22 protein-coding genes and 1 riboswitch are annotated in these 23,531 nt (G+C 71.7%); of the genes, 7 read left to right on the top strand and 15 right to left on the bottom strand.

The annotated features are described in order from the left end of the window. The first annotated feature begins 42 nt into the window (after positions 1-42). Positions 43-1,059, top strand: coding sequence for a helix-turn-helix domain-containing protein (locus tag ACH4S7_RS15330; RefSeq protein ID WP_398521639.1), 1,017 nt, complete (start codon positions 43-45; stop codon positions 1,057-1,059). 28 nt (positions 1,060-1,087) lie between these two features. On the opposite strand, the gene ACH4S7_RS15325 is transcribed toward ACH4S7_RS15330, so the two are convergent. The 4 genes from ACH4S7_RS15325 to ACH4S7_RS15310 all read right to left on the bottom strand — a co-directional run bounded on the left by ACH4S7_RS15325 (position 1,088) and on the right by ACH4S7_RS15310 (position 5,954). Further along, on the bottom strand, positions 1,088-1,888 hold the full coding sequence (locus ACH4S7_RS15325) for an N-formylglutamate amidohydrolase (RefSeq protein ID WP_398521638.1): 801 nt from the start codon (positions 1,886-1,888) through the stop codon (positions 1,088-1,090). A 322-nt stretch (positions 1,889-2,210) separates the two neighbouring features. Then, positions 2,211-3,515 carry a cation:proton antiporter gene (locus tag ACH4S7_RS15320; RefSeq protein ID WP_398521637.1) on the bottom strand — a complete coding sequence of 435 codons (1,305 nt, stop codon included), beginning with the start codon at positions 3,513-3,515 and terminating at the stop codon, positions 2,211-2,213. 2 nt (positions 3,516-3,517) lie between these two features. Continuing rightward, complete coding sequence (locus ACH4S7_RS15315; protein ID WP_398521636.1) at positions 3,518-3,988, bottom strand: cation:proton antiporter regulatory subunit; 471 nt, start codon at positions 3,986-3,988, stop codon at positions 3,518-3,520. A 493-nt stretch (positions 3,989-4,481) separates the two neighbouring features. Beyond that, positions 4,482-5,954 (bottom strand): FGGY family carbohydrate kinase, encoded by a 1,473-nt coding sequence (locus tag ACH4S7_RS15310; protein WP_398521635.1) that lies wholly within the window; start codon positions 5,952-5,954, stop codon positions 4,482-4,484. Between the two features lie 161 nt (positions 5,955-6,115). On the opposite strand from ACH4S7_RS15310, the gene xylA reads away from it, so the two are divergent. Beyond that, the gene (gene xylA / locus ACH4S7_RS15305; protein ID WP_398521887.1) at positions 6,116-7,285 is read left to right on the top strand and encodes a xylose isomerase; all 1,170 of its coding nucleotides are present in this window, start codon (positions 6,116-6,118) and stop codon (positions 7,283-7,285) included. Between the two features lie 256 nt (positions 7,286-7,541). Here the strand turns inward: xylA and ACH4S7_RS15300 are convergent, their stop codons facing one another. The 3 genes from ACH4S7_RS15300 to ACH4S7_RS15290 form a co-directional block, all read right to left on the bottom strand. Beyond that, positions 7,542-8,798 carry an ROK family protein gene (locus ACH4S7_RS15300; RefSeq protein WP_398521634.1) on the bottom strand — a complete coding sequence of 419 codons (1,257 nt, stop codon included), beginning with the start codon at positions 8,796-8,798 and terminating at the stop codon, positions 7,542-7,544. Between the two features lie 21 nt (positions 8,799-8,819). After that, positions 8,820-9,359, bottom strand: coding sequence for a toxin-antitoxin system, toxin component (locus ACH4S7_RS15295; RefSeq protein ID WP_398521886.1), 540 nt, complete (start codon positions 9,357-9,359; stop codon positions 8,820-8,822). A 113-nt stretch (positions 9,360-9,472) separates the two neighbouring features. Then, on the bottom strand, positions 9,473-10,141 hold the full coding sequence (locus ACH4S7_RS15290; RefSeq protein ID WP_398521633.1) for a helix-turn-helix domain-containing protein: 669 nt from the start codon (positions 10,139-10,141) through the stop codon (positions 9,473-9,475). 371 nt (positions 10,142-10,512) lie between these two features. Here ACH4S7_RS15290 and ACH4S7_RS15285 point away from each other — a divergent pair, with 371 nt between their 5' ends. From ACH4S7_RS15285 to ACH4S7_RS15275, 3 genes are all read left to right on the top strand, one after another. Next, on the top strand, positions 10,513-11,448 hold the full coding sequence (locus tag ACH4S7_RS15285) for a transcriptional regulator (protein ID WP_398521632.1): 936 nt from the start codon (positions 10,513-10,515) through the stop codon (positions 11,446-11,448). A gap of 97 nt (positions 11,449-11,545) precedes the next feature. Further along, positions 11,546-13,063, top strand: a complete 1,518-nt coding sequence (locus ACH4S7_RS15280) for a M28 family metallopeptidase (RefSeq protein WP_398521631.1) — start codon at positions 11,546-11,548, stop codon at positions 13,061-13,063. A gap of 127 nt (positions 13,064-13,190) precedes the next feature. Beyond that, entirely contained in the window at positions 13,191-13,721 is a 531-nt protein-coding gene (locus ACH4S7_RS15275) for a MarR family winged helix-turn-helix transcriptional regulator (protein WP_398521630.1), read from the top strand. A 90-nt stretch (positions 13,722-13,811) separates the two neighbouring features. Here ACH4S7_RS15275 and ACH4S7_RS15270 read toward each other — a convergent pair whose 3' ends face one another. The 7 genes from ACH4S7_RS15270 to ACH4S7_RS15240 all read right to left on the bottom strand — a co-directional run bounded on the left by ACH4S7_RS15270 (position 13,812) and on the right by ACH4S7_RS15240 (position 20,150). After that, complete coding sequence (locus ACH4S7_RS15270; protein ID WP_398521629.1) at positions 13,812-14,558, bottom strand: transglycosylase SLT domain-containing protein; 747 nt, start codon at positions 14,556-14,558, stop codon at positions 13,812-13,814. Positions 14,559-14,562: 4 nt separating this feature from the next. Continuing rightward, positions 14,563-14,749: riboswitch (cyclic di-AMP (ydaO/yuaA leader) on the bottom strand. A 416-nt stretch (positions 14,750-15,165) separates the two neighbouring features. Beyond that, on the bottom strand, positions 15,166-16,326 hold the full coding sequence (locus ACH4S7_RS15265) for a homoserine O-acetyltransferase (protein WP_398521885.1): 1,161 nt from the start codon (positions 16,324-16,326) through the stop codon (positions 15,166-15,168). Continuing rightward, a complete protein-coding gene (locus ACH4S7_RS15260) occupies positions 16,323-17,678 on the bottom strand; it encodes a bifunctional o-acetylhomoserine/o-acetylserine sulfhydrylase (RefSeq protein ID WP_398521628.1) in 1,356 nt (451 codons plus the stop codon). Before ACH4S7_RS15260 ends, ACH4S7_RS15265 begins: the two co-directional genes overlap by 4 nt. Before the next feature lie 111 nt (positions 17,679-17,789). Beyond that, entirely contained in the window at positions 17,790-18,278 is a 489-nt protein-coding gene (locus ACH4S7_RS15255; RefSeq protein ID WP_398521627.1) for a beta-class carbonic anhydrase, read from the bottom strand. A 592-nt stretch (positions 18,279-18,870) separates the two neighbouring features. Next, a complete protein-coding gene (locus tag ACH4S7_RS15250) occupies positions 18,871-19,164 on the bottom strand; it encodes a hypothetical protein (RefSeq protein WP_398521626.1) in 294 nt (97 codons plus the stop codon). A gap of 75 nt (positions 19,165-19,239) precedes the next feature. Beyond that, entirely contained in the window at positions 19,240-19,653 is a 414-nt protein-coding gene (locus tag ACH4S7_RS15245; protein WP_398521625.1) for a hypothetical protein, read from the bottom strand. Then, positions 19,647-20,150: an ATP-binding protein gene (locus ACH4S7_RS15240; RefSeq protein WP_398521624.1), complete on the bottom strand. Its 504-nt coding sequence runs from the start codon at positions 20,148-20,150 to the stop codon at positions 19,647-19,649. The genes ACH4S7_RS15245 and ACH4S7_RS15240 overlap by 7 nt, the downstream gene beginning before the upstream one ends. Positions 20,151-20,274: 124 nt before the next feature. On the opposite strand from ACH4S7_RS15240, the gene ACH4S7_RS15235 reads away from it, so the two are divergent. After that, entirely contained in the window at positions 20,275-21,135 is an 861-nt protein-coding gene (locus ACH4S7_RS15235) for a helix-turn-helix domain-containing protein (protein WP_398521623.1), read from the top strand. Then, positions 21,136-21,372 (top strand): DUF397 domain-containing protein, encoded by a 237-nt coding sequence (locus tag ACH4S7_RS15230; protein ID WP_398521622.1) that lies wholly within the window; start codon positions 21,136-21,138, stop codon positions 21,370-21,372. 169 nt (positions 21,373-21,541) lie between these two features. Here the strand turns inward: ACH4S7_RS15230 and ACH4S7_RS15225 are convergent, their stop codons facing one another. After that, positions 21,542-23,461: a M64 family metallopeptidase gene (locus tag ACH4S7_RS15225; RefSeq protein WP_398521621.1), complete on the bottom strand. Its 1,920-nt coding sequence runs from the start codon at positions 23,459-23,461 to the stop codon at positions 21,542-21,544. Between the last annotated feature and the right edge of the window lie 70 nt (positions 23,462-23,531).

The following is a 23,531-nucleotide window of genomic DNA, read 5'->3' as shown; positions in this document are numbered from 1 at the left end:
GGAATGACGTCCGTCACCAAATTCCTGCCATACGCTTCGGTGATGAGCGCTGGTACCGTCGCCGTCGTCGTGCCCACGGACATCGAGTTCCCCTCCTGGGACCTGTACGAGGTGAGCATCCCCTGCACCGTCTTCGGGAAGCCGCAGCCCGATCTCGCCGATCCCTGGTACGAGATGAGGCTGTGCGGTACGGCCGGACCGGACGACGGGCCCGCCTCCGCCACCGGGCTGACGCTGCGTACCCCGTACGGCCTCGAAGGTCTGATCGGTGCCGACACGGTCATCGTCCCCTCCGTCCCCGATGACTGCGTCGAGTCCGATCGGCCCCTACCACCTGCCCTGATCGATGCCCTGCGGCGGGCCCACGACGACGGCGCCCGGATGGTCTCCCTCTGCACCGGGGCGTTCGCGCTGGCGGAGGCGGGGCTGCTCGACGGGCGCCGGGCCACCGCCCACTGGATGCACACCGCCCAACTGGCCGCGCGCTACCCCAAGGTCGAGGTGGACGACTCCGTCCTCTATGTCGACGACGGCTCCATCCTCACCAGTGCGGGACTGACCGCGGGACTCGACCTCTGTCTCCATCTGGTCCGCCGCGACCTGGGCGCCCGGGTCGCCAATCAGCTCGCCCGCCGGATGGTGGTGCCCGCCCACCGGCCGGGCGGTCAGGCCCAGTTCATCGACCTCTCCGTGCCCGCCACCGACGACGAGGGACTGGCGCCCGTACTGGAGTGGGCCAGGGCGGGTCTGCACCAGCCGCTGACCGTGGACGATCTGGCCCGCCGCGCGGCGATGAGCCCCCGTACGTTCTACCGCCGGCTCCAGGAGTCCACCGGCACGACCCCACTGCGGTGGCTGCTCCACCAGCGGCTGGGACGGGCCCAGAGCCTGCTGGAGTCCACCGACCTCCCGATTGACAAGATCGGGGAGTTGAGCGGCCTCGGCACGGCCAACAACGTCCGCCACCACTTCCTCAAACACATCGGAGTGTCGCCGGGCGACTATCGGCGGGCCTTCCCCCGCCGGGCCGACGCGGTCCAGGCGGTCACCGCCGACTGACCCCGTCGGGACTGAACCGCCCCGGGCCTTACTCCTGGGACAGCGCGTCCACCAGCTCCGCCAGCGCGCCCGCGAGCGCGTCGAGACCGGGGCCCGCGGGACCGCCGGGCTCCCGCATGTACCCGTCGCGGCGGATCTCCACCATCAGCGCGCCGACCCGCCGGTCCGTGCCGTAGAAGTCCAGCGGCACATAGGTACCGGCGAAGGGGCTGTCGATCCCGGTGCCGCCGAAACCCGCGAACGCCCGCTCGGCGTGCGCGAGCAGTTCGGGCGGGGTGTGGAACGCGTCGGTGCCCAGACAGACCGGCGGCCGGGGGCCGTCGCCGTGGAGTTCGTACGGCAGCGGCTCGGTCGGGTACGAGTGCACATCGATCACCACCGCGCGCCCGACGGCGGCCAGCCGGTCGGCGACGGCCGCCGACACGGCCCGCGCGTACGGATCGAAGTAGCGCTCGATCAACGGCCGGGGGTCCAGCGACGCGGAGCGGAGCTGCTCCCGGTGGGTGGTGCGGGTATAGACCGCGCCCATACCGACGGCGAGCATCTCCTCGCGCTCGTCGGGGAACCGCTCGGGGTCGACGACCAGCCGGGAGAGCCGGTTGACGAAGCGCCAGGGGCGGACCGCGGCACGGTCAGCGGCAGCCGAGGCCAGCGCGGCGGTGTGGGCGTCGGTGATGTGGTCCAGCTCGCGTTCCAGCGCGGCGTCGTCCAGCTCGATTCCGGCGCGCACGGCGTCGGGAACGCTCCGGGAGGAGTGGGGGACATGCAGGATCACGGGTGATTCGGCGGCCCCGGGCAGCAGTTCGAAGGAGCCGGTCGGGTGCGCCATATGTGCTGTCCCCTCGCCGCCGGGGGAGGCGGGTGTCGTCGTGTCGTACGCGGCCGGACCGTGCCGCCGGGGGGCGCCGGCCGGTGTGCGTCCCCCGGACCGGACGACGAGGCTAACAGGGCGCCCGGTGCCGTCCGTCGCCGCCACCGCCGTCGTGGGAGGGGAACGCGCGCCGCCCCGGACGCAGTACGGCGTCCGGGGCGGCGGTCTGTCACGGCGGGCGGCCGGTCCCAGCGGTGGTTCCAGCGGTGGGACCGGCCGGTGGTCACGGCGGAGGTGCCGGCCGGTGGTCACGGCGGAGGTGCCGGTGGGGCCGACGGGGTTACGAACCCTTCGCCGGGCCGTGGCCGCTCGGTGCGGGTGCGGGTGCGGGTGCCGTTTCCGTGGTGGCCGGAGCCGATTCGGGTGTGGCCGACGCGGTGCCCGGGGTGACCGCCACATCGTCGTGGCACTCCGGCAGCGGTTCCGCGCTCTTCCGGTTCTGGCGCAGCCAGCCCACAGCCGGCTCCGTCCAACGGGCCGCCAGCGGCCCCAGGATCACCAGGATCAGTACGTACGCCGTGGCGATCGGGCCGATCCTCGGTTCGGTCGCCACCGCCAGACCGGCGATCACGATCGAGAACTCGCCTCGCGCCACCAGCGCGCCGCCCGCCCGGAGTCGACCGCGCGGGCCAATGCCCGCGCGACTGGCCGCGTACCAGCCGGTGAGGATCTTGGTCACCGTCGTGACCACCGCGAGCAGCAGTGCGGGCAGCAGCACCGGGGGGATCTGCGTCGGGTCCGTCGAGAGGCCGAAGAAGACGAAGAACACCGCGGCGAACAGGTCCCGCAGCGGGGTCAGCAGCTTGCGCGCGCCCTCGGCGACCTCCCCGGACAGGGCGATGCCCACCAGGAACGCGCCGACCGCGGCCGACACCTGGAGTTCCTGGGCGATGCCCGCGACCAGCAGGGTGAGTCCGAGGACCACCAGCAGCAGCATCTCCGGATTGTCGGATGAGACGGCCCGGCTGATCAGTCGGCCGTGGCGGAGCGCCAGATACAGCACGAGGCCGACGGTGCCGAGCGCGATCAGCAGGGTGATGCTGCCGCCCGCCAGACCGACGCCCGCCAGCAGGGCGGTGAGCAACGGCAGATAGACCGCCATCGCCAGGTCCTCCATCACCAGGATGCCCAGGATCACCGGGGTCTCCCGGTTGCCGAGCCGGCCCAGGTCGGTGAGGACCTTCGCGATGACTCCGGAGGACGATATCCAGGTGACACCGGCGAGGGCGACCGCCGCCACCGGGCCCCAGCCGAGCAGCAGCGCCGCCGCCGCGCCGGGCAGGGCGTTGAGGACGAAGTCGACCACGCCCGACGGGTACTGGGTCTTGAGGTTGCCGACGAGTTCGGAAGCCGTGTACTCCAGCCCCAGTAGGAGCAGCAGCAGAATGACACCGATCTCCGCGCCGACGGCGACGAAGTCCTCGCTCGCGCTCATCGGCAGCAGGCCGCCGGTGCCGAAGGCGAGCCCCACCAGCAGATAGAGGGGAATGGGGGAGAGCCCGATGCGTCCGGCGAAGCGGCCGATCAGCCCCAGCCCGAGAATGATCGCGCCGAGCTCGATCAGCAGGGTCGTCGTCTCGTGCACGGTCAGCCTCCGGCGATGATCTCGGCGAGGGCGTCGACGCCCTCACGGGTGCCGACGGCGACGAGGGTGTCGCCGGCGCCGAAGCGGAAGTCGGGTCCCGGCGACGGGTGTGCGCCCGTCCGGCGCAGCACCGCCACGATCGAGGCGCCGGTACGGCTCCGGGCCTGGGTGTCCCCGAGGGTCCGGCCGCCGAAGGGGGAGCGGCTGGTGATCTGGATGTGCTCGGTGACGAGGTCGATGCCGTCGGTCCGGACGGCGTCGATGGGCTCGGGGTCGATGAGATGGGCCAGGGCGGTGGCCTCGTGGGAGGAGAGGGGGACGGAGAGTTGGCAGGCGTCCGGGTCGTCGGAGGCGTAGAAGCCGAGGAAGCGCCGCCCGTCGTGGTGGACCACGACCGAGATGTGCCGGCCTTCCTCGGTGGTGAAGTCGTACTGCGTGCCGACTCCCGGCAGCGAGGTGCGACGGGTGCCCATGGTCGCCTCCAAGGCGTGGGTCGTCCTCTCACCACGGGCGGGTGAGCGGGGGTGGGTTGAGGTGTGCAAGACAGTCTACGAAAGGGGATCAGGGCAGGTCACGGGCGGGGCACCGGGCGGTGGGGGCGCATCCGGGAGGGGGCGGGCGCGTTCGGGGGTGGGGGAGGCGCGCGCCGTTCCCCACCCCGGCCGGTCCGCTTCGGCGGAGCTGGGGCCCGGGTCGGTCTGCCTGGGTGGAGTGGGGATCCCGGCCGGTCTGCTTCGGCCGAGTGGGAGCCCCGGGTCTGTCTGCCTTGAGTGGAGTGGCCCCCGGCCGGGTCTGCTTCGGCCGAGTGGGGACCTCGGGCAGGGTCCGCTTCGGCGGCCCCGGGTCGGTCTCCCTCGGTGGAACTGCGACCCCGGGTCGGTCTGCTTCGGCCGGGCAGGGGCCTCGGGCAGGGACCCCGGGCAGGATCCGCTTCGGGTGGAGTTGGCGGCCCCCGGCCGGTCCGCCTCAGCCGAGCACGGACCCCGCGGCCCGCTCCAGCACCGCCGACACCCGCTCCCAGGTCGCCTCGTCCCGCTGCACCGGGGCCAGTTCCACGCCCCCGTCCTGCCAGCCGCTCGCCACCGCCACCGGGTCGTCGCCCGTCACCGCGCCCGCCGCCAGCGCCGCCGCACCCGTCGCGACCGGTTCGGTGGTCGCCGGGATCAGCAGGGGACGGCCGGAGAGCCGGCGTACGGTCTCCACCCAGTGGGCGCCCCGGGCGCCCCCGCCGATCAGCCGCAGCGGACGGGCGGCGACCTCCGGGTCGGTGGGGGAGAGGCCGCAGGAGACGAGGACCTCATCGAGGGCGCGGAGCACCGTCACGACCGCCCCCTCGTAGGCGGCGCCCAGGATCTGCTGACGGCTCGTGGTGTGCCGGATGCCGGTGAGCAGGCCGGAGGCGGTGGGCAGATCGGGGGTGCGTTCACCGTCGAGATAGGGGAGCAGGACGACCTCGCCCCCGGCCTCGGCTGCGTCCCGGCCGAGGCCGAGGAGCGCGGCGACCTTGTCCACGGCGAGCGTGCAGTTGAGGGTGCAGGCCAGGGGGAGGAAGGTGCCGTCGGTGGCGGCGAATCCGGAGAGCGCCGGGGCGGTGGGCCGGACCCGGGTCGCCGCGTAGACCGTGCCCGAGGTGCCGAGGCTGAGCACCGGATGGTCCAGCAGACCCGCGCCGCCGAGCCCGAGGCCGACGGCCGCCGCCATATTGTCGCCGGTGCCCGCCGCGACGGCGATGCCCGTGGGCAGGCCCAGTGCTTCGGCGGCGGTGGCGGTGAGCGGGCCGATGCGGGTCGCGCCGGTGGGTGCGACCGGGGGCAGCGCCGCCGCGTCCAGGCCGATGAGTCCGAGGATCTCGGCGTCGTACTGGCCGGTGGCGGTGGAGTACCAGCCGGTGCCCGACGCGTCGCCCGGGTCGGTGGTGGCGGTGCCCGCGAGCCGTTCGGTGAGGAAGTCGTGGGGCAGGCGTACGGCGGTGGCCGCGGCGGCGGCGCGCGGTTCGTTCTCGCACAGCCACCGCCACTTCGCGGCCGTCACCGAGGCGACCGGTACCGATCCGGTGCGGGCGGTCCAGGCTGCGGGCCCGCCGAGCGCCCCGGTGAGCGCCCTGGCCTGCGGGGCGGAGCGGGTGTCGTTCCACAGCAGGGCGGGACGCACCGGGCGCCCGGACGGGTCGAGGACGACCAGTCCGTGCTGCTGTCCGGCGACCGCGATACCGGTCACGGCTGCGGCGGGCACGCCGGAGGCCCGGAGCCCCTCGGCGACCGCCGCGCGCAGCGCCCGCCACCACTCCTCGGGGTCGCTCTCGCGCGCCCCGCCCACGCCGTCGACCCGGTGCGCGGCCCGGCCGACGGCGAGCGTCCGCCCGGTCGCCGCATCGACGAACGCCGCCTTCGTCGACTGGGTCGAGCTATCCACGCCGATGACGACCGCCGGTGTCGGCATTGCCTCCGCCTCTCTGCCGTGCCCGCTTTTGCCTGTAGGGCGAACAAATTACGCCAACCCATGCCGCACGAACAGATGTTGAAGGTCTTCTGTCTCGGGCGCGGGGTGTGCATGATTAGTAATCAGACCAAACAAACAGTGGACGGAAGGCGGTCGCAGTGCTGACGGAACGCTTCACCCCCACCCCCGGTGATCGATTCAGTTTCGGCCTCTGGACGGTTGGCTGGCAGGGTCGGGATCCGTTCGGGGACGCGACCCGGCCACCGTCGGACCCCGCCGACACGGTACGGCTGCTGGCCGATCTCGGCGCGTACGGCGTCACCTTCCACGACGACGACCTCATCCCGTTCGGTGCGTCGGACACCGAACGCGACATCCGCGTCAAGGGTTTTCGGCGGGCGCTCGACGAGACCGGACTGGTGGTGCCGATGGCCACCACCAACCTGTTCACCCACCCGGTCTTCAAGGACGGCGGCTTCACCGCCAACGACCGGGACATCCGCCGGTACGCGCTGCGCAAGACCATCCGCAACATCGATCTCGCCGTCAGCCTGGGCGCGCGGATCTATGTCGCCTGGGGCGGCCGGGAAGGTGCCGAGTCCGGCGCGGCCAAAGACGTGCCCCTGGCGCTGGACCGGATGAGAGAGGCATTCGATCTGCTCGGGGAGTACGTCACCGAACAGGGCTACGACCTCCGGTTCGCCATCGAACCCAAGCCGAACGAGCCGCGTGGTGACATCCTGCTGCCCACCGTCGGTCATGCGCTCGCCTTCATCGCACAGTTGGCGCGGCCGGAGCTGTACGGGGTGAACCCGGAGGTCGGCCACGAGCAGATGGCCGGACTGAACGCCCCGCACTCGATCGCGCAGGCGCTGTGGTCGGGGAAGCTCTTCCACATTGACCTCAATGGCCAGAGCGGCATCAAGTACGACCAGGACCTGCGCTTCGGGGCGGGGGACCTACGGGCCGCCTTCTGGCTGGTGGACCTGTTGGAGACCGGCGGGTACGACGGCCCCCGCCACTTCGACTTCAAGCCGCCCCGGACGGAGGGCGCGGACGGGGTACGGGCGTCGGCCGCCGGATGCATGCGGAACTATCTGATCCTGCGGGAGCGGGCGGCGGAGTTCCGCGCGGATCCACGGGTACGGGCCGCGCTACGGGCCGCGCGCCTGGACGAGCTGGCGCTGCCCACGGCGGCGGACGGGCTCGCCGGGCTGTTCGCGGACCGCGCCGCGTACGAGGAGTTCGACGCGGTGGCGGCCGGGGAGCGGGGGATGGCGTTCGAGGCGCTGGACCAGCTCGCGCTGGAACACCTGCTGGGCGTGGGGTAAACGAAGGTCGGTCCCGGCTCTTTCGGGTGGACGCGTGAGAGGTCCGGCGCGGGTGGCCCGGGCGCACTCGGGGGTCCAACCGGAGGAGCGGGCCGGATCAGTGCGCGGGGGTCCGGTGCACGGAGTCCTCCCGGACACCAGCACCGGGCGCCCATGGCCCCGGGCCTGGGGGACGTGCGGTGCCGCAGCGCGCGAGCCCAGCGGGACCCGGTGAGGATCGGGCGGGGGATACGACAGGGCGGCGGGCGGACCCGACTCAGCCGCACTGACCCGCCCGGGTTCCGTAAGCGAGTGGATCGGTGAGGATGTCCTGGACCACCCGGGCCGCCGCACCGCGCGCCGCGTCCGCCGCCGCCGAGGCGGGCCGGAGCCGGTCCCCGGTCTCCGGCCACAGCCCGGAGACCACCCGGGTGGCCAGCTCCCCGGCGGCCGCCGGGACGAGCCAGGGCGCCAAGGGGCGGTAGATCCCGCCGAGTACCACGACGGCCGGGTCGAAGAGGTTCACCGCGCCGGCCAACACCCGACCCAGCATCAGGCCCGCCCCGCCGATGGCCCGCAGCGCGCGGTCGTCACCCGCGCGGGCCCGGCGCTCCAGTTCCGCTACCCCCGTCGCGCCGGTCGGCCCGTCGAGGCCCGCCGCCCGCAGCAGCGCCGACTGGCCCGCGTACTGCTCCAGACAGCCGCGCGAGCCGCAGCGACAGTCGGGACCGTCGGATGCCACCACCACATGGCCGATCTCCCCGGCGAATCCGTGCGCGCCGCGCAGCAGTTCCCCGTCCAGTACCAGCGCGCCGCCGACGCCGATCTCCCCGGTGAGGTAGAGGAAGGTGCGGACGGACCGGAGGTCGCCGAACCACAGCTCGGCCAGCGCCGCGAGATTGGCCTCGTTCTCCGAGCGCACCGGAAGATCGGGCAGCCCCGGGCGCAGCGCCGCCAGTGCCGCCGCGAAGGGTGCCTCGGCCACCACCCGGCTCCACCCCAGATTCGGCGCCTCGCGGACCGTGCCGGAGGAGACCAGGCCGGGGAGGGCCAGTGCCGCGCCGACCGGGCGGAGGTCCTGCTCGGCGGCGGACGCCAGGGCCCGCGCGGCGATCCCCGCCGCACGGTGCAGCACCACGGCGGGCGGGGTGCCCCGGTTGTCGAGGTGCTCCACCAGCCGCACCCGGTCCGTGCCCGCGAGATCCACCACACAGACGGAGACATAGTCGACGTTGATCTCGACACCGAGACCCGCGACACCGGTGCGCGCCACCTTCAGGACCGTGCCGGGACGGCCCGCCTGGCCGCTGAACGTCTTGCCCGACTCGGAGAGGAACCCGCTCTCCAGTAGCTGTTCCACGAGGGAGGAGATGGCGGCCCGGGTCAGCCCCACCCGGGCGGAGACCCCGGCCCGGGTGATCTCGACGGCGTCCCGGACGGCGCGGAGCACCAGGCTCAGATTGTGGCGCCGCACCGTGTCCCGGCCGGCTTTGGGCTCCAGCGGGTCGCCGGTGGGCGGACGGGTGAGCCTCACGCGTGCGGATGGTTCCACTTATCAGCCCTGTGGCCCTCGGTATCCCAGGGACGCCTCGATGCGTCCGGCGAGTCCGTCGCGCTGCCGGGGACCCCGGCCGGTCGAACCGGCAAGCCAGGAGCGGCACTTGCTGCCGAGGAGGAGCCCGAAACTCTCCGCCTCGCTCTCCTCGGTCTGGTCGAAGCGCGTCCGCGCCGCGACCTTGAGGACCGTGTCCTGGAGGTCGGCCTCGGCGCGGAGCAGCCGGGCGGCGACGGCCGCGCCCCGCTGGCCCTCGGCGGGGCGGGTGCCGTGTCCGGCCGCCATGTGCCACAGCTCGTGTCCGAGGATGACCAGTTGGTGATCGGGCGCGGTGCGCTCTTCGATGACGATCAGATCCTGGTCCGTCATGTCCAGCCAGAGCCCGCTCGCCGTCCCCGGCGGAAAGGTGGCCATGCGGTACCGGACGGGCCGGCCGCGGCGACCGCTCATCTGGTCGCACAGTGCGTCGTAGAGATCGGTGGGTTCCGCCGGGGCGGGCAGATCGAGTCCGGCTACCAGCTCGCCGCAGAGCCGACGCATCTCCTTGCCAATGCTCACCGTTCTCCTCTCCCCCTCAGCGGACGCGCCCACACACTCCGCGGGCTCAACCCTGCCTCGACACCCGGTCCGTTCTGAAGTCAGGTTTCCGTCAGTCAGTCGTCCTTCGGCCGCGTGGAATCGGCCGGAACTGTGGGTTTGACGCTCTCCAGCAGCATGTCGAGCCACTCGGTGACCTTGTCGCGGTGCTTGTCGGTGGGGAGCTGGGCGGCCCGCCACGCGATCCCCCGTACGCCGTGGTCCTGGAGCAGCCGCTCCAGCGGATCGGAATCGCCCGCGTAGTCGGCGTAGTCCTGGAGGAGCCGTTGCTCGGTGCGCTGGAGGGCTCCGTCGAGCGCGTCCACGTCCTCGGCGGTGAGGAAGCCGGCGTGGACCGCGAAGAAGCGCTGGATCGCGTCGCAGTGCTCCATGGTCGGGCGGCGGTCGCCGTTGATCAGGGCGCCCGCCTGCTGCCGGGACATACCGGCGCCGTCGGCGATCTCCTGCTGGGTGTACCGGCGGCCGTTGGACTTGAGCCGGGTCCGGCGCAGCAGGTCGAAGCGTTGGAGGAAGCGCGCCTGGAGGTCGGGTTCGCCGGCCGGGCGCCCCTCCAGCAGATCTGCGACCACGGCGGCGGGGACCCCCGACGCCTCCGAGAGCTGGTGAACGTCGAAGACCTCGCCGTGGCTCAGTCCGAGTCTGCCTGCGAGTTCCGCGACGCGGGCGACCGACGCCGTCAGGGGGCCTGCGGCGGCCGGGCCCGGAACCAAGAAGCCGTCTGTCACCAGTAGGTCTCCTAGATCACGCGAGATGGCTCCGCACATGAGTGGCTGCCCGGAGATTAACGGTTTCGCGGGTGTACAACCAGGTCTTGCCACAGCTGTGGCGAGATCTGAGCGCTCAGCGGCGCGGAATGCCACGATAGTTGACATGGCGCCTCTTCCGGTAGCAGGATCGCCAGGCGGGGTGAAGATCCAAAGGGCGCTGCCGCAGCGGGACTTCGAGAAGGGTGGCGTTCTCGATGACACATGAGGCGGGCTTCAACCGTCCTGGTGTCCACGGGCGTCGAGGGTGTGCGGGCGCGAACCGTGGCACCCTCCGGTCGAGGAGGCTCACCGACATACTGCGTGGGCGCCGGGAAGAGCTGGGACTGAGCGTGGCGGAGGTTGCCGCCCGGCTCGACATCAGTACCCGCACCTATGGCAACTGGGAGCGCACCCCGGTCGAGGAATGGACCGACGACCGGCTGTACGCGCTGGTCAAGGCCCTTGAGATGACCGATCAGCAGGGCGGCTGGCTGTTCCGGCTGGCCGTCGACCGGGAGCCGCCGGAGCCCCTCAACGGAGCCCCCGCCAGAGCCACCTCCCCGCTGGGCCCCGCCCGGCCGTCCGGACCTGCCTTCCCCTCGGGCCCCGTCCGACCGTACGCGCCGATGCAGCGGCCCGCGCCGTCCGCCGACCCGTCCACCTCGGTCGACCCCGCGCCGCACGACCCCGGCACCCTGTCCTACCTGCACGACTACGCCGCGATGATGGACGCAGTGCCGCTGCCGTCGGTGCTCTTCGACCGCCGCTGGGACGTGACCCACGTCAACCCCGCCTTCCAGGCGCTGTTCCAGGGGATGCGACAGCACCCCACCGCCATGCCCGACCAGAACTTCCTGCGGTTCGTCCTCTTCCACCCGGACGCGGGCGCGGTCCTCGGCGACCGGGAGACGAGCTGGTGCCTGCCGCTGCTCGCCCAGCTCGAATCCGCGCTGGAACGGTACGAGGGGGATGGTGTTCTTCAAGCCATTCGCAGCGATATCGCCGACGACCCCATCATGGACGCCGCGTACCGCTGCGGCCTGCCGCACTGGATGCGGGCGACCGGGGCGGCGGCCGTCCACCACGACGGGGCGGTCCGGCCGCTGCACCACCCCGATCCGCGGTGGGGTCGCGCCGAGTGCCGGATCGTGGACGAGACCCCGGCGACCCTGGAGGACCGGGGGTACACCCGGATGACCCTGGTGCTGCGCGAACACCGCAGCGCGGGCACCACTCCGAACGCGCCGCGCGGCAAGTCCCACCTGCGGGCCGTCTCCGGGAGCTGAGCCCCGACCTGTCCAGGCCCCCGACCCACCACCGGAACCGGGCGCCGCGGCCGGGGGCGCTCTTGTCACGCCCCGGACCCGGCCGCACGATGACGGCATGTCGCAGACCCCACAGAACAGCGATGTCCCCCTTCCCGTTCCGCCCCCCACCGGAACCGGACGCAGAGCCGTCATCGCCGCCACCGGCACCGCCGTCCTCGGCACCGCGCTGACCGGAGCCGCCGCCGCCCCCGTCGCCGCGTCCGCGCCCGCCTCCGCCGCCATCGGGGCCACCGCCCGCACCGCCGTCACCGCCCGTAGCGCCGGCCGCGGAAGGCACCGTCCCCCCGCCACCGCCCAGCGCCCCACCCGGGAGCTGCGGGCCCTGCTGGCGGAGATCGACCGCGACCGAGTCGAGGCGACCGTCCGCACCCTCGCCTCCTTCGGCACCCGACATACCCTGTCGAGCCAGGACGACCCCCGGCGCGGCATCGGCGCCGCCCGGGACTGGATATACGGCGAACTGAAGCGGTACGCGGCCGTCAGCGGCGGCCGGATGACCGTCCAGCTCCAGAGCTTCATCCAGGAGGCGGGCCCCCGGATCCCCGTCCCGACCCGGATCACCAATGTCGTGGCGACGCTGCGCGGATCGACCGACCCCGACCGGGTCTATCTCGTCTCCGGCCACTACGACTCGCGCGCGAGCGACCCCATGGACGCCGTCAGCGACGCGCCCGGTGCCGACGACGACGCGTCCGGCGTCGCCGTCGCCCTCGAACTCGCCCGGGTGACCGCCGGACGCCGTCCCGCCGCGACCCTGGTCTTCGCGGCCGTGGCCGGCGAGGAACAGGGCCTGTACGGGGCGGCCCACCTGGCGCGCGCCCACCGGGAGGCGGGGACCGACCTCCAGGGCATGTTCACCGACGACATCGTCGGCAGCCCCACCGCCGACGACGGCACCCGCGACCCGTACTCCGTGCGGCTCTTCGCCGAGGGCGTGCCCACCTCCGAGACCGCCGCCGAGGCCGCCGTCCGCCGCTCGGTCGGCGGCGAGAACGACTCGCCCTCCCGGCAGCTCGCCCGCTTCGTCCGCGATGTGGCCGACAACGACGCCACCGGAATGCGGGTGCGGATCGTCCACCGCCGCGACCGCTATCTGCGCGGCGGCGACCACATCCCGTTCCTCGAACGCGGCTTCCCCGCGGCCCGTTTCACCGAGCCGGCCGAGGACTTCGCCCACCAGCACCAGGACGTCCGTACGGTGGACGGCAAGCAGTACGGGGACCTCCCCGAGTTCTGCGACTTCGATTACATTGCCCGGGTGGCCAAGGTCAACGCCGCCGCCCTGTGGACACTGGCACAGGCCCCCGGCACCCCCCGCGAGGTCGGCATCGTCACCAGCGGGCTGACCAACGCCACCGAACTGGTCTGGCAGCGTGGCCGGGAGAGCGATCTGGCTGGGTACGAGATCGTCTGGCGGGAGACCACCGACGCCGAATGGACCCATATCGTCCGGGTCGGGGACACCACCCGCCACACCGTGGACCTCTCCAAGGACAATGTCTTCTTCGGCTTACGGGCCGTGAACCGGGCCGGTCTCCGCAGCCCCGTCGCCTTCCCCGCGCCCCGGCGCTGACTCGGCCGCGCCCCCCCGGGGGGACCCCCGCGGCACGGGAATTCAGCCATGTGCCACGGGCCGACACGGCGGGAGAATCCGCCCGGACGGCGATGATCGGGCGGGGGCGACGCGGAGGACGTGACCTATGGCGAGCGACGGCGACCGCGATATCGAGATCGCGACCTGGGTCGGCGGTGCGACCGAGACCGACCGTGAGGGACTGGCGAGCGCGCTCGACGCGGAGCTGCGCGCCCTGGTCTCCCGGACCGTGCTCTTCCATCAGGCGGTCGCGGACCGGCTGAGGATGAGCGTTCTCGATCTGAGCTGTCTGGGCGCCCTGGTCCGGCGGGGGGCCATGAGCGCGGGCGAGCTGGCCGGCGAGAACGGCGTCACCACCGGCGCGATCACCGGTGTGGTCGACCGGCTGGAGGCGGGCGGCTATGTCCGGCGCGCGAAGGACCCGCTGGACCGCCGACGGGTCGTGGTCACTCTGCTGCCCCAGGCGGAGGACCGGATCGGCCCGCTCTTCGAGGGCCTCACCCGGTCGCTGGGGCGGCTCTGCGAGAAGTACGGCGAGGACGAACTCCGGACCGTCGTGGAGTTCCTCCGGGCCGCCGCCCCGGTCACCCGGGAGGAGACCTTGCGGCTCAGGGCCGCGGGCCGCACCGGGGCATGATGCACGGGTGCCGGCCGGGGGCGCTCCGAGGCGCACCCGACCGGCGTGTTCACTCCCGCGAGGGGTGCCGGGGTCGTCGGTGCCGGGGTGTCAGTAGGGACCGAAGACGTTGTCGATCGAGCCGTACCGGTCGGCCGCGTAGTTGCACGCGGCGGTGATGTTGGCGACCGGGTCGAAGCTGTCCAGCGAGGTGCCGGGCACGTGGTACGCCTCGAAGGTGGGGTCGATGACCTGGAGCAGGCCCTTGGACGGAGTGCCGGCCGCCGCGTTGGAGTCCCAGTTGTTGATCGCCTGCGGGTCGCCCGACGACTCGCGCATGATGTTCCGGTGGATCCCCTCGTAGCTGCCGGGGATGCCGTGCTCGGCCAGGACGGCCAGGGATTCCTTGATCCAGCCGTCGAGGTCGTCGGTGTAGGCGGCCTCCGGCGCACTCGCAGGGGCGGCTTCGGCCGCGGGCTCGGCGGCGGGTTCGGTAGCGGCGGCGGGTTCGGCGGCTTCCGTGGTGGCGTCCGCCTCGCTCGCGCCGGTGCTCTCCGGAGCCCAGCCGATGGCCAGCGTCAGCCCGGGGCGGAGCACCCCGGGATCGTCACCGAGCGCCTCGCGATTGGCCTCGTACAGCCACTGCCAGCCGCCGTCGATCCCGTGCTGCTCCGCGATCGACGCGAGGGTGTCACCGGCGACCACGGAGTGGGTCGCCGACGCCGTGGCCGGGGCCGCATGGGCGGTGGTGGCGCCCCAGACTGGCAGGGCGAGTACCGCACCTCCCACTCCCAGGGCCATGATCCTCTTGCCGAAAGAACTGTTTTTGGCGCGGCGGTGCTTACCGTGTGCAGGCATGGTGAATTCCTCTCCGTCGCCTGCGAGGTGAGCTGTCGGATTCGGACTGGAGATGTCCGGCCGCACCGCGATGGCGCGACTTAACCCCAAGCCGTTCGCTGATGGAACGGCGCTTACCTGGTTCCCCCGCTCCTGCCGTGGATGAGTGGGTTCGAGTGCTGGACGGTGGCAGGATTCGGCGGTCCGTCCAGATTTGAGGAGACCGTAGACGAGCGGTCCGTGCGGAACAAGGCGCGAATTTTGATACGCGTCGATTTGGATCAACGTCGAATCGTAGAACTCCGCACTTTCGCTGTTCGTCGAAATGCCCAACTAACTTTCAGGAAAGGGGGATGCGTCATCCGGGAATGATCGAAATGACGAGGAGGAGTGACTCCCGTCACGAATGCTCTTGTTATCCGATGGAAATGATCCGCCGGATGATTTCATGAATGAAATGGGGAATTGCCCGTAAGGGGGAGTTCACGACTTATGGGACCTTGTGCACCTTTTGGGTGGCGCGGGCCGCGCCGAAGCCCCGAGCCCTGAGCGCGGGGCCCCAGGCGCGGACCTGGGGCCGGGGCCGACGGGTGGCCCCCGGGGCCCCCGCCCACGGTCCGTCGCCGTACTACCCTCCGACCAGCTCCGCCACGAGCGCCGCGACCTGCTCCGTCTCGATGAGGAACCCGTCGTGCCCGTACGGGGACTCCACCACCCGCACCCGGTCGGCGCCGGGAATGCCCGCCGCGAGCCGCCGCTGCTGCGCCAGGGGATAGAGACGGTCGGAGTCGACCCCGGCCACCAGCGTCCGGGCGCCGACCCGACGCAACGCGGCCGTCGTGCCGCCCCGGCCCCGACCGATGTCATGGCCGTTCATCGCCTCGGTCAGCACCACATAGCTGCCCGCGTCGAAACGCCGCACCAGCTTGGCCGCATGGTGGTCGAGATAGGACTCCACCTGATAACGACCACCGCGCCACGGGTCCTCCGACCCCTGGGGTGCGCGCCGGAAGCGGGTGTCGAGTTCGGCCTCGCTGCGGTACGTCACATGGGCGAGCCGCCGGGCCAGCCCCAACCCCTCGTGCGGCCCCCGCCCGGGGCCGGCGTCGTGGTAGTCACCGCCGCGCCAGTTCGGATCCGTCCGGATGGCCCGGAGCTGTATCCCGGACCAGGCGATCTGCTCCGCGCTGGCGGCGGCGGTGCTGGCGAGCAGCAGCAGCGCGTCGACCCGCGCCGGGCTGCTCACCGCCCACTCCAGCGCCCGCATCCCGCCCATCGAGCCGCCGACCACCAGCGCCCAGCGCTCGATACCGAGCAGATCGGCGAGTGCGGCCTCGGCCGCCGTCTGGTCCCGGGTGGTCAGATAGGGGAAGGCGCCGCCCCACCGCTGTCCCTCGGTCCGGTACGAGGAGGGGCCGGTGGTGCCCTGGCAGCCGCCGAGCACATTGGGCGCGACCACGAACCAGCGGTCGGTGTCCAGCGCCCGGCCGGGGCCGATCAGCCCGTCCCACCAGCCGGGGGTGGGATGTCCGGGCCCCGGAGGACCGGTGACATGGCTGTCACCGGTCAGGGCGTGCAGGACGAGGACGGCGTTGGAGCCGTCCGCCGCCGGGCGCCCCCAGGTCTCGTACGCCATCCGTACGCCCGGGAGTTCGCCGCCCGCCTCCAGCGGCAGCGGTTCGCGCAGCTCGACCCACCGGCGCCCGCCCGCCGGGTCGCCCTCCTGCCACGCGCCGGTGGCGGGCGGCAGGAGGGCGGAGCGCCGGGCGGCTTCGGTCGGGGCGTTCAGGAGGCGCCCTTGGCCGCGCGGAAACCGGCGTCGAGATCGGCCTTGAGGTCGACGACGTTCTCGATGCCGACCGAGAGCCGGACCAGGCCGGGGGAGGTGCCGGTGGCGGCGAGCTGCTCGGGGTCGAGTTGGCTGTGCGTGGTGGAGGCCGGATGGATGATCAGGCTGCGGACGTCGCCGATGTTGGCCAGGTGGCTGAACAGCTCGACGCCGTCGACGAACCGCTTGCCCGCCTCCACCCCGTCCCGCAGCTCGAAGGCGAGGACGGCGCCCGCCCCGCGGGGCAGATAGCGGCGCGCGGCCTCGTGCCAGCGGTTCCCGGGCAGCCCGGGGTAGTGGACGGCGGCGACCTCGTCGCGCTGTTCCAGCCATTCGGCGAGGGCGAGCGCGTTGGCGGAGTGCCGTTCGATGCGCAGGCTGAGCGTCTCGATGCCCTGGAGCAGCAGGAAGGCGGAGTGGGGCGCGATGGCTGGGCCGATGTCCCGGAGCAGTTGGACCCGGAGCTTGATGGCGAAGGCGCTCGGGCCGAGGTCGGGCCAGTAGCGGAGGCCGTGGTAGCTGGGGTCGGGCTCGGAGAAGTCGGGGAACCGTTCGGAGTGCGCGCCGAAGTCGAAGGTGCCGCCGTCCACGACGACACCGGCGACGGTGGTCCCGTGTCCGCCGAGGAACTTGGTCGCCGAGTGGACGACGATGTCGGCGCCGTGCTCGATGGGCCGCAGCAGATACGGGGTGGGCACGGTGTTGTCCACGATCAGCGGGACGCCGGCGGCGTGCGCGGTGTCCGCGACCCCCCGTACGTCGAGGACGTTGCCGCGCGGATTGCCGAGTGTCTCGGCGAACAGCGCCTTGGTGTTGGGGCGGATGGCGTCGCGCCACGCGTCCAGGTCGTCGGGGTCGTCGACGAACGACACCTCGATGCCGAACTTGGGCAGGGTGTGACGGAAGAGGTTGTACGTCCCGCCGTACAGGGAAGTGCTGGAGACGAGATGGTCACCGGCGCTGGCGAGGGTCAGGATGGCCAGGGTCTCGGCCGCCTGGCCGGAGGAGAGCGCGACCGCCGCCACACCGCCCTCCAGCGCGGCCACCCGCTGCTCGAAGGCGTCCTGGGTGGGGTTGTGGATCCGGGTGTAGATGTTTCCCGGCTCCGCGAGCGAGAAGAGGTCGGCGGCGTGCTGGGTGTCCCGGAAGACGAATGACGTGGTCTGGTAGATCGGCACCGCCCGCGCACCGGTGGTCGGGTCGGGCGCGGTGCCCGCGTGGACCTGCTGGGTCTCGAAGGACCAGCCCTCCCGGGGGGCGGTGGGTTCGTCCGGGGTGTGACCCGCCGTGACCGAGTCGATGGGCTGGCTCATATGCGCTTCCTTCGGATGAGGGTACGGGCGTTGGGTGGTGGAGGTGGGTGGGCTCGTCCCGGGCGGCGGTGAGGGCTCAGCTCTCCCGTCGGCCTCCCGGACCGGAGGGGGTCACTTCACTTCGTTGAGGCGACCGGTCGCGACGTCGAAGACGAATCCGCGAATGGATCCGGTGTGCGGGACATGCGGATTGGCCCGGATGCGGCGGATGGATTGACGGACGTCTTCGTCCAACTCCGGGAATGCCTCCGGGGCCCATGACGGACGAATTCCCGTCTCGTCTTCGATCTGTCGTTTGAATTCGTCGTCGGTGAAGGTGAGCATTCCGCAGTCCGTGTGATGGATGAGGGCGATGCGCGTGGTGCCGAGGAGACGCTGACTGATGGTCAGGGAACGGATCACGTCCTCCGAGACGACACCGCCCGCGTTCCGGATGACATGGGCGTCGCCCTCCCTGAGCCCGAGGATCGAGAAGATGTCCAACCGGGCGTCCATGCAGGCGACGACCGCCAGCCGGCGGGCCGGGGGGAGCGCGAGCGGCCCCGCGAAGGAGGCCGCGTACGTTTCGTTGTTGGCCAGGTATTCGTCGATCACAGACATGTTTTTTCCTCGCGTTCTGGATGCCGTCGGCCGGGCTCCGGAGTCCCACGGAGTCCCCCCGGTCCCCGGATTCCCTCCCGTTGGCAACGTAACGACCGAGAATTCGAACGTGGAAGGGTCAATCCGGTGTTGTCACACGTATGCAATACGCGGGCAATAATCCGTGGCGTGCGGGGCGGCGGGGGCAGGTTCGACCGGTGGTGACTCACCGCGGTCCGTGTCACGCGGTCACGCGGTACCGAAGCCCCGGGGCGGTTCACCTCATGCGGTCCACGTCACGCGGTCGACCCCGGGTGCGCGACCCCGGGTGTGCGGTGACGGGTGTGCGGTGACGGGTGTGCGGTGAACGGTTCATATGCCGGGCGGGCCGGAAAACCGGCCCGGACAGACGCGGGTAGTCGGCGCCGTGGCCCCAACCACGGCGCCGACCTTCCCCCGACCGGACCCTCGCCTTCCCCGTACGAGGGCCCGGTTTCCCCCTTCCCCCCTCATTTCCCCCGTGTGCTCTGTGTGCCCCGTGGTGCCTCGCGGCCTCCGGACGGAGCCGTGCTCCTGGTGCTGTCGCCGCGGTCCCCCCAGCCGGGTGGGACGCTCAGCGCATCGGCACGACGGCCCATTCGGCGGCGACCGCGAGCGCGACGCCCGTGCCCAGGACCGCCGTGGCCACCCTCGTGCGTCCCTGCTGGCTCAGTACGAGCGCGCTGCCCGAGAGGATCAACGCGATGCCGTAGAAGGCCATCGTCAGGACCGAGTGCGTGCTGCCCAGCCGGAGCGCCAGCGTCAGACCCACCGCGACCATGATGACCGTGGAGAGAACGACGCGGACACGGCGTGCCTGACGCGGTGAGAGCCCCTGCCGTTCCGGGCTCGTATCGACTTCTGACATGTTCGGCAGACTATCCGTCCCGTCCCGGGTCAGGCGGCCGGGAGCGAGAGTCTCGATGGTGGCGGTGAGTGGCTGTCAGGCGAGCCCGCCGACGCCGACCCGCCAGAGCGGAGCGGTCCCGGTCAGTTGGCAGGCCATCAGATAGAGCGGAATCGGCGGCGTGTACGGACTGCTGCCGTCGGGCCAGCGGATCAGCTGGGGATTGTTGGCCGGTACATACGCTCCTTTGGCGTAGTGGGACGGAAGGGGCCAGGTCAGCTCCTGATCGGAGCCGGCCGGGACGATCCACCACCACCAGTCCGTGTCGGCGAAGACACAGCCGGTGCGCGGCAGCCGACCCAGCAGCCGGAAGCCGTGCCGGGCCGGCACGCCCACGGCGTCGCAGCCCAGCGTCGGGACGATCGGGTGCGGGGGGGTGAGCCGGACCAGCCCGCTCCCCTCGCTCGGGCGGTCACTCCAGGTGACGAGTGCCGCCGGATTCCTCAGCACGGCCGCTCCGGACCCCGGGGGCCCGGTCGCTCCGCGCCCGTCTGGTGCGGGATGTCCGGGTGGGCCAGCTCCGCCCAGACGATCCGGCCGGCGCCCTGGTGGGTCGCGTGCGCTCCCCAGGCGCTCGCGACCGCCTCGACCAGCAGCAGCCCGCGCCCGCGCTCCTCCGCCGCCATGGTGTGGCAGACACGGGGACCGGTGGGAGCACAGCCCTGGTCGCGCACGCTGATCCTCAGGTGTTGAACGGCATTCAGCAGCTCGCAGGAGACCAGATGGCTGCCGCTGTGTACGACGGCGTTGGTGACCAGCTCGGAGACCACCAGCATCGCCGTGTCGTGGACGTCGCCGCCTATGCCCCAGCTACGGAGCTGGTCACGGGCGAGCTTTCGTGCTCTGGAGACGTACTCGACGCGCGCCGGTAGCTCGAAGCCGTACCTGTAGTGGTCGACCCCCGAGCACGGGTCCAGGAGTGGGGCGTGGAGCGCGTCACGGTTCACCCGACCACTGTCGCGCTGGAACGTACAACTTGGCAAGGGTCACTCTGAAATTTCCAGAGTGGGCATATTCATCGATGCGGGCGCGTGGCACACTGCTCGCAACAGCACGTGGGGAGGACTCGAAGTGAGTGAACCGCGGTCCGCCCCCACGGTGGGGCAGGTCGTCCTCGGTAAGCGCCTGCAGGATCTGCGGGAGCGCGCCGGGCTGAAGCGTGAGGAAGCCGCCAAGGTTCTTCGCGTGGCCGCGGGCACCATTCGCCGGATGGAGACCGCCGAGGTCGCGTTGAAGATCCCGTACGTCCAGCTCCTGCTCGGCGCGTACGGGATCGGTGACGACGAGGCCCGTGGCTTCATCGAGCTGGCCGAGGAGGCCAATAAACCCGGCTGGTGGCAGCGGTTCCACGATGTGCTGCCGGGCTGGTTCAGCATGTACGTCAGCCTGGAGGGCGCGGCGAGCCTCATCCGCGCCTACGAGCCGCACTTCGTGCCCGGTCTGCTACAGACGGAGGGGTACGCCCGAGCGATCATGCTCAGTGGCGCGGTCGGACAGACCGATCCCGATGACATAGAGCGCCATGTGGCCCTGCGTATGCAGCGGCAGGCGTTGCTCACCCGGCCCGACGCGCCCAAACTATGGGTGATCATGGACGAGACGGTCTTCCGCAGGCCCGTCGGTGGCAGGGACGTCATGAGGGGTCAGATCGACCGGCTTCTCGAAGGCGCCCAGCTACCTCATGTCACCTTGCAGATCGCGGAGTTCGCGTCCGGACACCACCCCGGCACCTACGGGCCGTTCGTGCTGTTCCGGTTCGCCGTCCCCGAGCTCCCGGACATGGTCTACAGCGAGTATCTGACCGGGGCCGTGTATCTCGACGCACGGCCCGAGGTCGCCTCGCATCTGGAGGTCCTGGACCGCATGGCGGCCCAGGCCGCGACTGCACAACGCACGAAGGAGATCCTCTGGGATCTCCGCAAGGAGCTGTGAATGGCACACATATACAACGGAATGCCGGCCACCGAACTGGGTGAGGTGGGCTGGCACAAGCCGTGGAGCGGCGGCAACGGCGGCAACTGCTTCGAGACGATGAAGCTCGCGGACGGCAGGGTCGCGATCCGTCAGTCCGCTGATCCGGCGGGGCCCGCGCTCATCTACACGCCGGGCGAGATCGCCGCCTTCATCCACGGGGCGAAGTCCGGGAAGGCGGACTTCCTGCTGACCTGACCGCGTCGGGTCCCGTTGCTATGAACTCCATCGAGCACTTAACCAGCCAGATCTCTACTCCGAGACTGCTCCGAAAACGGCGTGCGGGCATACCCCCGCACGCCGTCGTCATGTCACGGCGGGGACTCGGCCGGTCAGGGCCTTGAAGGGCATGGCTGTGGCTTGTGGCTCAGCCGGTCGCCGGGCGTGGCGGTACAAGGGTCGCGATGAACTTCCTCGCAGGCGATACATTACCCGCTGCGTCAATCGTTCGGTACTCGATCGTGTGCTTTCCGTAGTCGGGAGTCGCGTCGTCCCACGGCACCGCCCGGCTCACTCCGAGTTTTCCGTAGACGAGGCCCTCGATGACGGTGCCTCCCGGAGTGAAGCGGTAGGGCGCTGAGGCGTCGGTCGGCCAGCCGTAGTAGGTCTGCCAGCCGTCGCCGTCGACCCGGAACTGGGTCACCAGATGGCCCGCCCGGTCGTCGGTGGCGTCGAGTCCCATGGTGAAGGGCCCGTCGTAGACGTACTCCACCGGTGCGCCGGGCCGCTGCACGACGCGCAGCGGCGTCGACAGGGTGTACCGGGTGGTCGCCGGGGTCGCGTCGACGGTCCAGCTCAGTGCCGCGTCCGTACCGGCGATCCGAGCCGTGAGGAGACGCGTGCCCCGGCCCGCCGGGAGCGAACCGAGGTCGAGATCGCGGTCGTTGCCGGGATTGGCGACCGGTTCGCCGTCCAGAAACCAGCGAACGACCGGGGTGCCGTCGTCGGGCCGGGTGGTGTCGGCGTGCACCACGGCGTCGGCAGCCACCGGGGTCCGGGTGTCCGTATGGGTGGTGAAGGCGGCCGGGACCCGGGACGGGACGGTGGTGACATCGGTCGCCACCGTCCAGGCCACCGTACGGGTCAGCGCCGTCGATCCCCGGACGGCCGGATCGCGGACGAAGGGCGTGGGGTCGGTGACGGTCGCCGTCAGACGGTGGTTCCCGGACGGCAGGTCCAGTGCGCGCAGGTCCAGCGACCGGGCGTTCGCGGTCGCCAGCGGGGTGCCGTCGAGCCGCCACACCACCGACAGTTCCGGCCCGTCGGGATGGAGGGTGTCGACCCAGACCACCCGGTCGTCGCCGATCGGGGCGGTGTTCGGGGTGTGCCCCTGGACCAGATTCACCTTCTCGGAGATCTTCCGCACCATCACCTCGCGACCGACCTGGTCGAAGGCGTAGCCCAAGGTCTTCATGATCGAGTGCTTGCTGGGGCGCCAGACGCCCCTGGTGCTGTAGAGACCACCCTCGTACCGCCCGATCACACCCCCCGACTCACTCCTCTCGCCCAGCCACCGCCACCACTTGGCGCGCTGTCGCTCCATCTGTTCCTCGGTGAGCACGGTGTGGTGGGCCGATGCGGGCTCGGGGCCCTGGAAGGCGCCCCCGGGGACACCCCGCCCGTAGTAGTCGTACTCGTCCTGGAGGTTGCCCAGGGTGTGCCCAAACTCGTGCGGGGTGATCAGCGAGGAGATGGCGTTGTCCGATGAGGCGGTGGCGTAGGTGCCGCCCGTGCCGCCGTACGTCGTGCTGTTGGCGAGCGCGACGATCTGCCGGTTCGCCGGGGTCGCCCCGGGGATCAGGGCCGCGAGCGCGTTCGCCGCCGCGGGGTCCACGGTCAGCGCGCGGGCGACGGCGGACGGATTGCAGCCGGCCCAGAAGGCCATGCCGAGCGCGGTGTTCCGGCGTGGGGAGTCCAGCCCCGGATCGCAGTCCACCCCGGACTCCGCGGACGGCACCTCCACCGCCCACACATTGATGTAGGACCGGTAGGAGGCAAAGGGTTCGATCGACCAGAGCACATTGAGGTGCCGGTCGGCATCGGCGCGGAAGTCGGGCAGCTCGGCGGCGGTGTAGCCGTCGCCCATCACGACGATGTTGAAACGCTTCTCGGCCGGGCCGGTGGTCTGCAAGGGCACGACAGTGGCGGCCGAGGAGGGTGACGCGGCCCTGCCCGCGGTCTGCTCCGCCGACGCGACGGGAGCGGTGCCCAGCAGGCAGCCGACGATCAGCGCCCCCGCGGTGGCGAGTAACGAGGTTCTTCGGGGTCGTAAGCCGGGTGAGATCATGCCGCCGGAGCGTAGGCGCCGACCAACAGGACGTAAAGGCACGGAAGTTGCCACTCCCGTCACTCCCGAC

The organism is Streptomyces sp. NPDC020965 (genome assembly GCF_044333555.1).
In the GTDB taxonomy this organism is placed as follows: domain Bacteria; phylum Actinomycetota; class Actinomycetes; order Streptomycetales; family Streptomycetaceae; genus Streptomyces.
The sequence above is the reverse complement of the archived record's forward strand: the minus strand, read 5'-3'. Positions and strand labels throughout refer to the sequence as shown.

What these genes read in the sequence shown, in the direction of transcription:
- ACH4S7_RS15325 (WP_398521638.1), bottom strand. Translation starts at nt 1,888, where the DNA reads ATGGCGCACCCGACCGGCTCCTTCGAACTGCTGCCCGGGGCCGCCGAA.
- ACH4S7_RS15275 (WP_398521630.1), top strand. Translation starts at nt 13,191, where the DNA reads ATGGCGAGCGACGGCGACCGCGATATCGAGATCGCGACCTGGGTCGGC.
- ACH4S7_RS15230 (WP_398521622.1), top strand. Translation starts at nt 21,136, where the DNA reads ATGGCACACATATACAACGGAATGCCGGCCACCGAACTGGGTGAGGTG.
- ACH4S7_RS15225 (WP_398521621.1), bottom strand. Translation starts at nt 23,461, where the DNA reads ATGATCTCACCCGGCTTACGACCCCGAAGAACCTCGTTACTCGCCACC.
- ACH4S7_RS15295 (WP_398521886.1), bottom strand. Translation starts at nt 9,359, where the DNA reads ATGCGTCGGCTCTGCGGCGAGCTGGTAGCCGGACTCGATCTGCCCGCC.
- ACH4S7_RS15250 (WP_398521626.1), bottom strand. Translation starts at nt 19,164, where the DNA reads ATGTCAGAAGTCGATACGAGCCCGGAACGGCAGGGGCTCTCACCGCGT.
- ACH4S7_RS15310 (WP_398521635.1), bottom strand. Translation starts at nt 5,954, where the DNA reads ATGCCGACACCGGCGGTCGTCATCGGCGTGGATAGCTCGACCCAGTCG.
- ACH4S7_RS15280 (WP_398521631.1), top strand. Translation starts at nt 11,546, where the DNA reads ATGTCGCAGACCCCACAGAACAGCGATGTCCCCCTTCCCGTTCCGCCC.
- ACH4S7_RS15260 (WP_398521628.1), bottom strand. Translation starts at nt 17,678, where the DNA reads ATGAGCCAGCCCATCGACTCGGTCACGGCGGGTCACACCCCGGACGAA.
- ACH4S7_RS15330 (WP_398521639.1), top strand. Translation starts at nt 43, where the DNA reads ATGAGCGCTGGTACCGTCGCCGTCGTCGTGCCCACGGACATCGAGTTC.
- ACH4S7_RS15315 (WP_398521636.1), bottom strand. Translation starts at nt 3,988, where the DNA reads ATGGGCACCCGTCGCACCTCGCTGCCGGGAGTCGGCACGCAGTACGAC.
- ACH4S7_RS15270 (WP_398521629.1), bottom strand. Translation starts at nt 14,558, where the DNA reads ATGCCTGCACACGGTAAGCACCGCCGCGCCAAAAACAGTTCTTTCGGC.
- ACH4S7_RS15255 (WP_398521627.1), bottom strand. Translation starts at nt 18,278, where the DNA reads ATGTCTGTGATCGACGAATACCTGGCCAACAACGAAACGTACGCGGCC.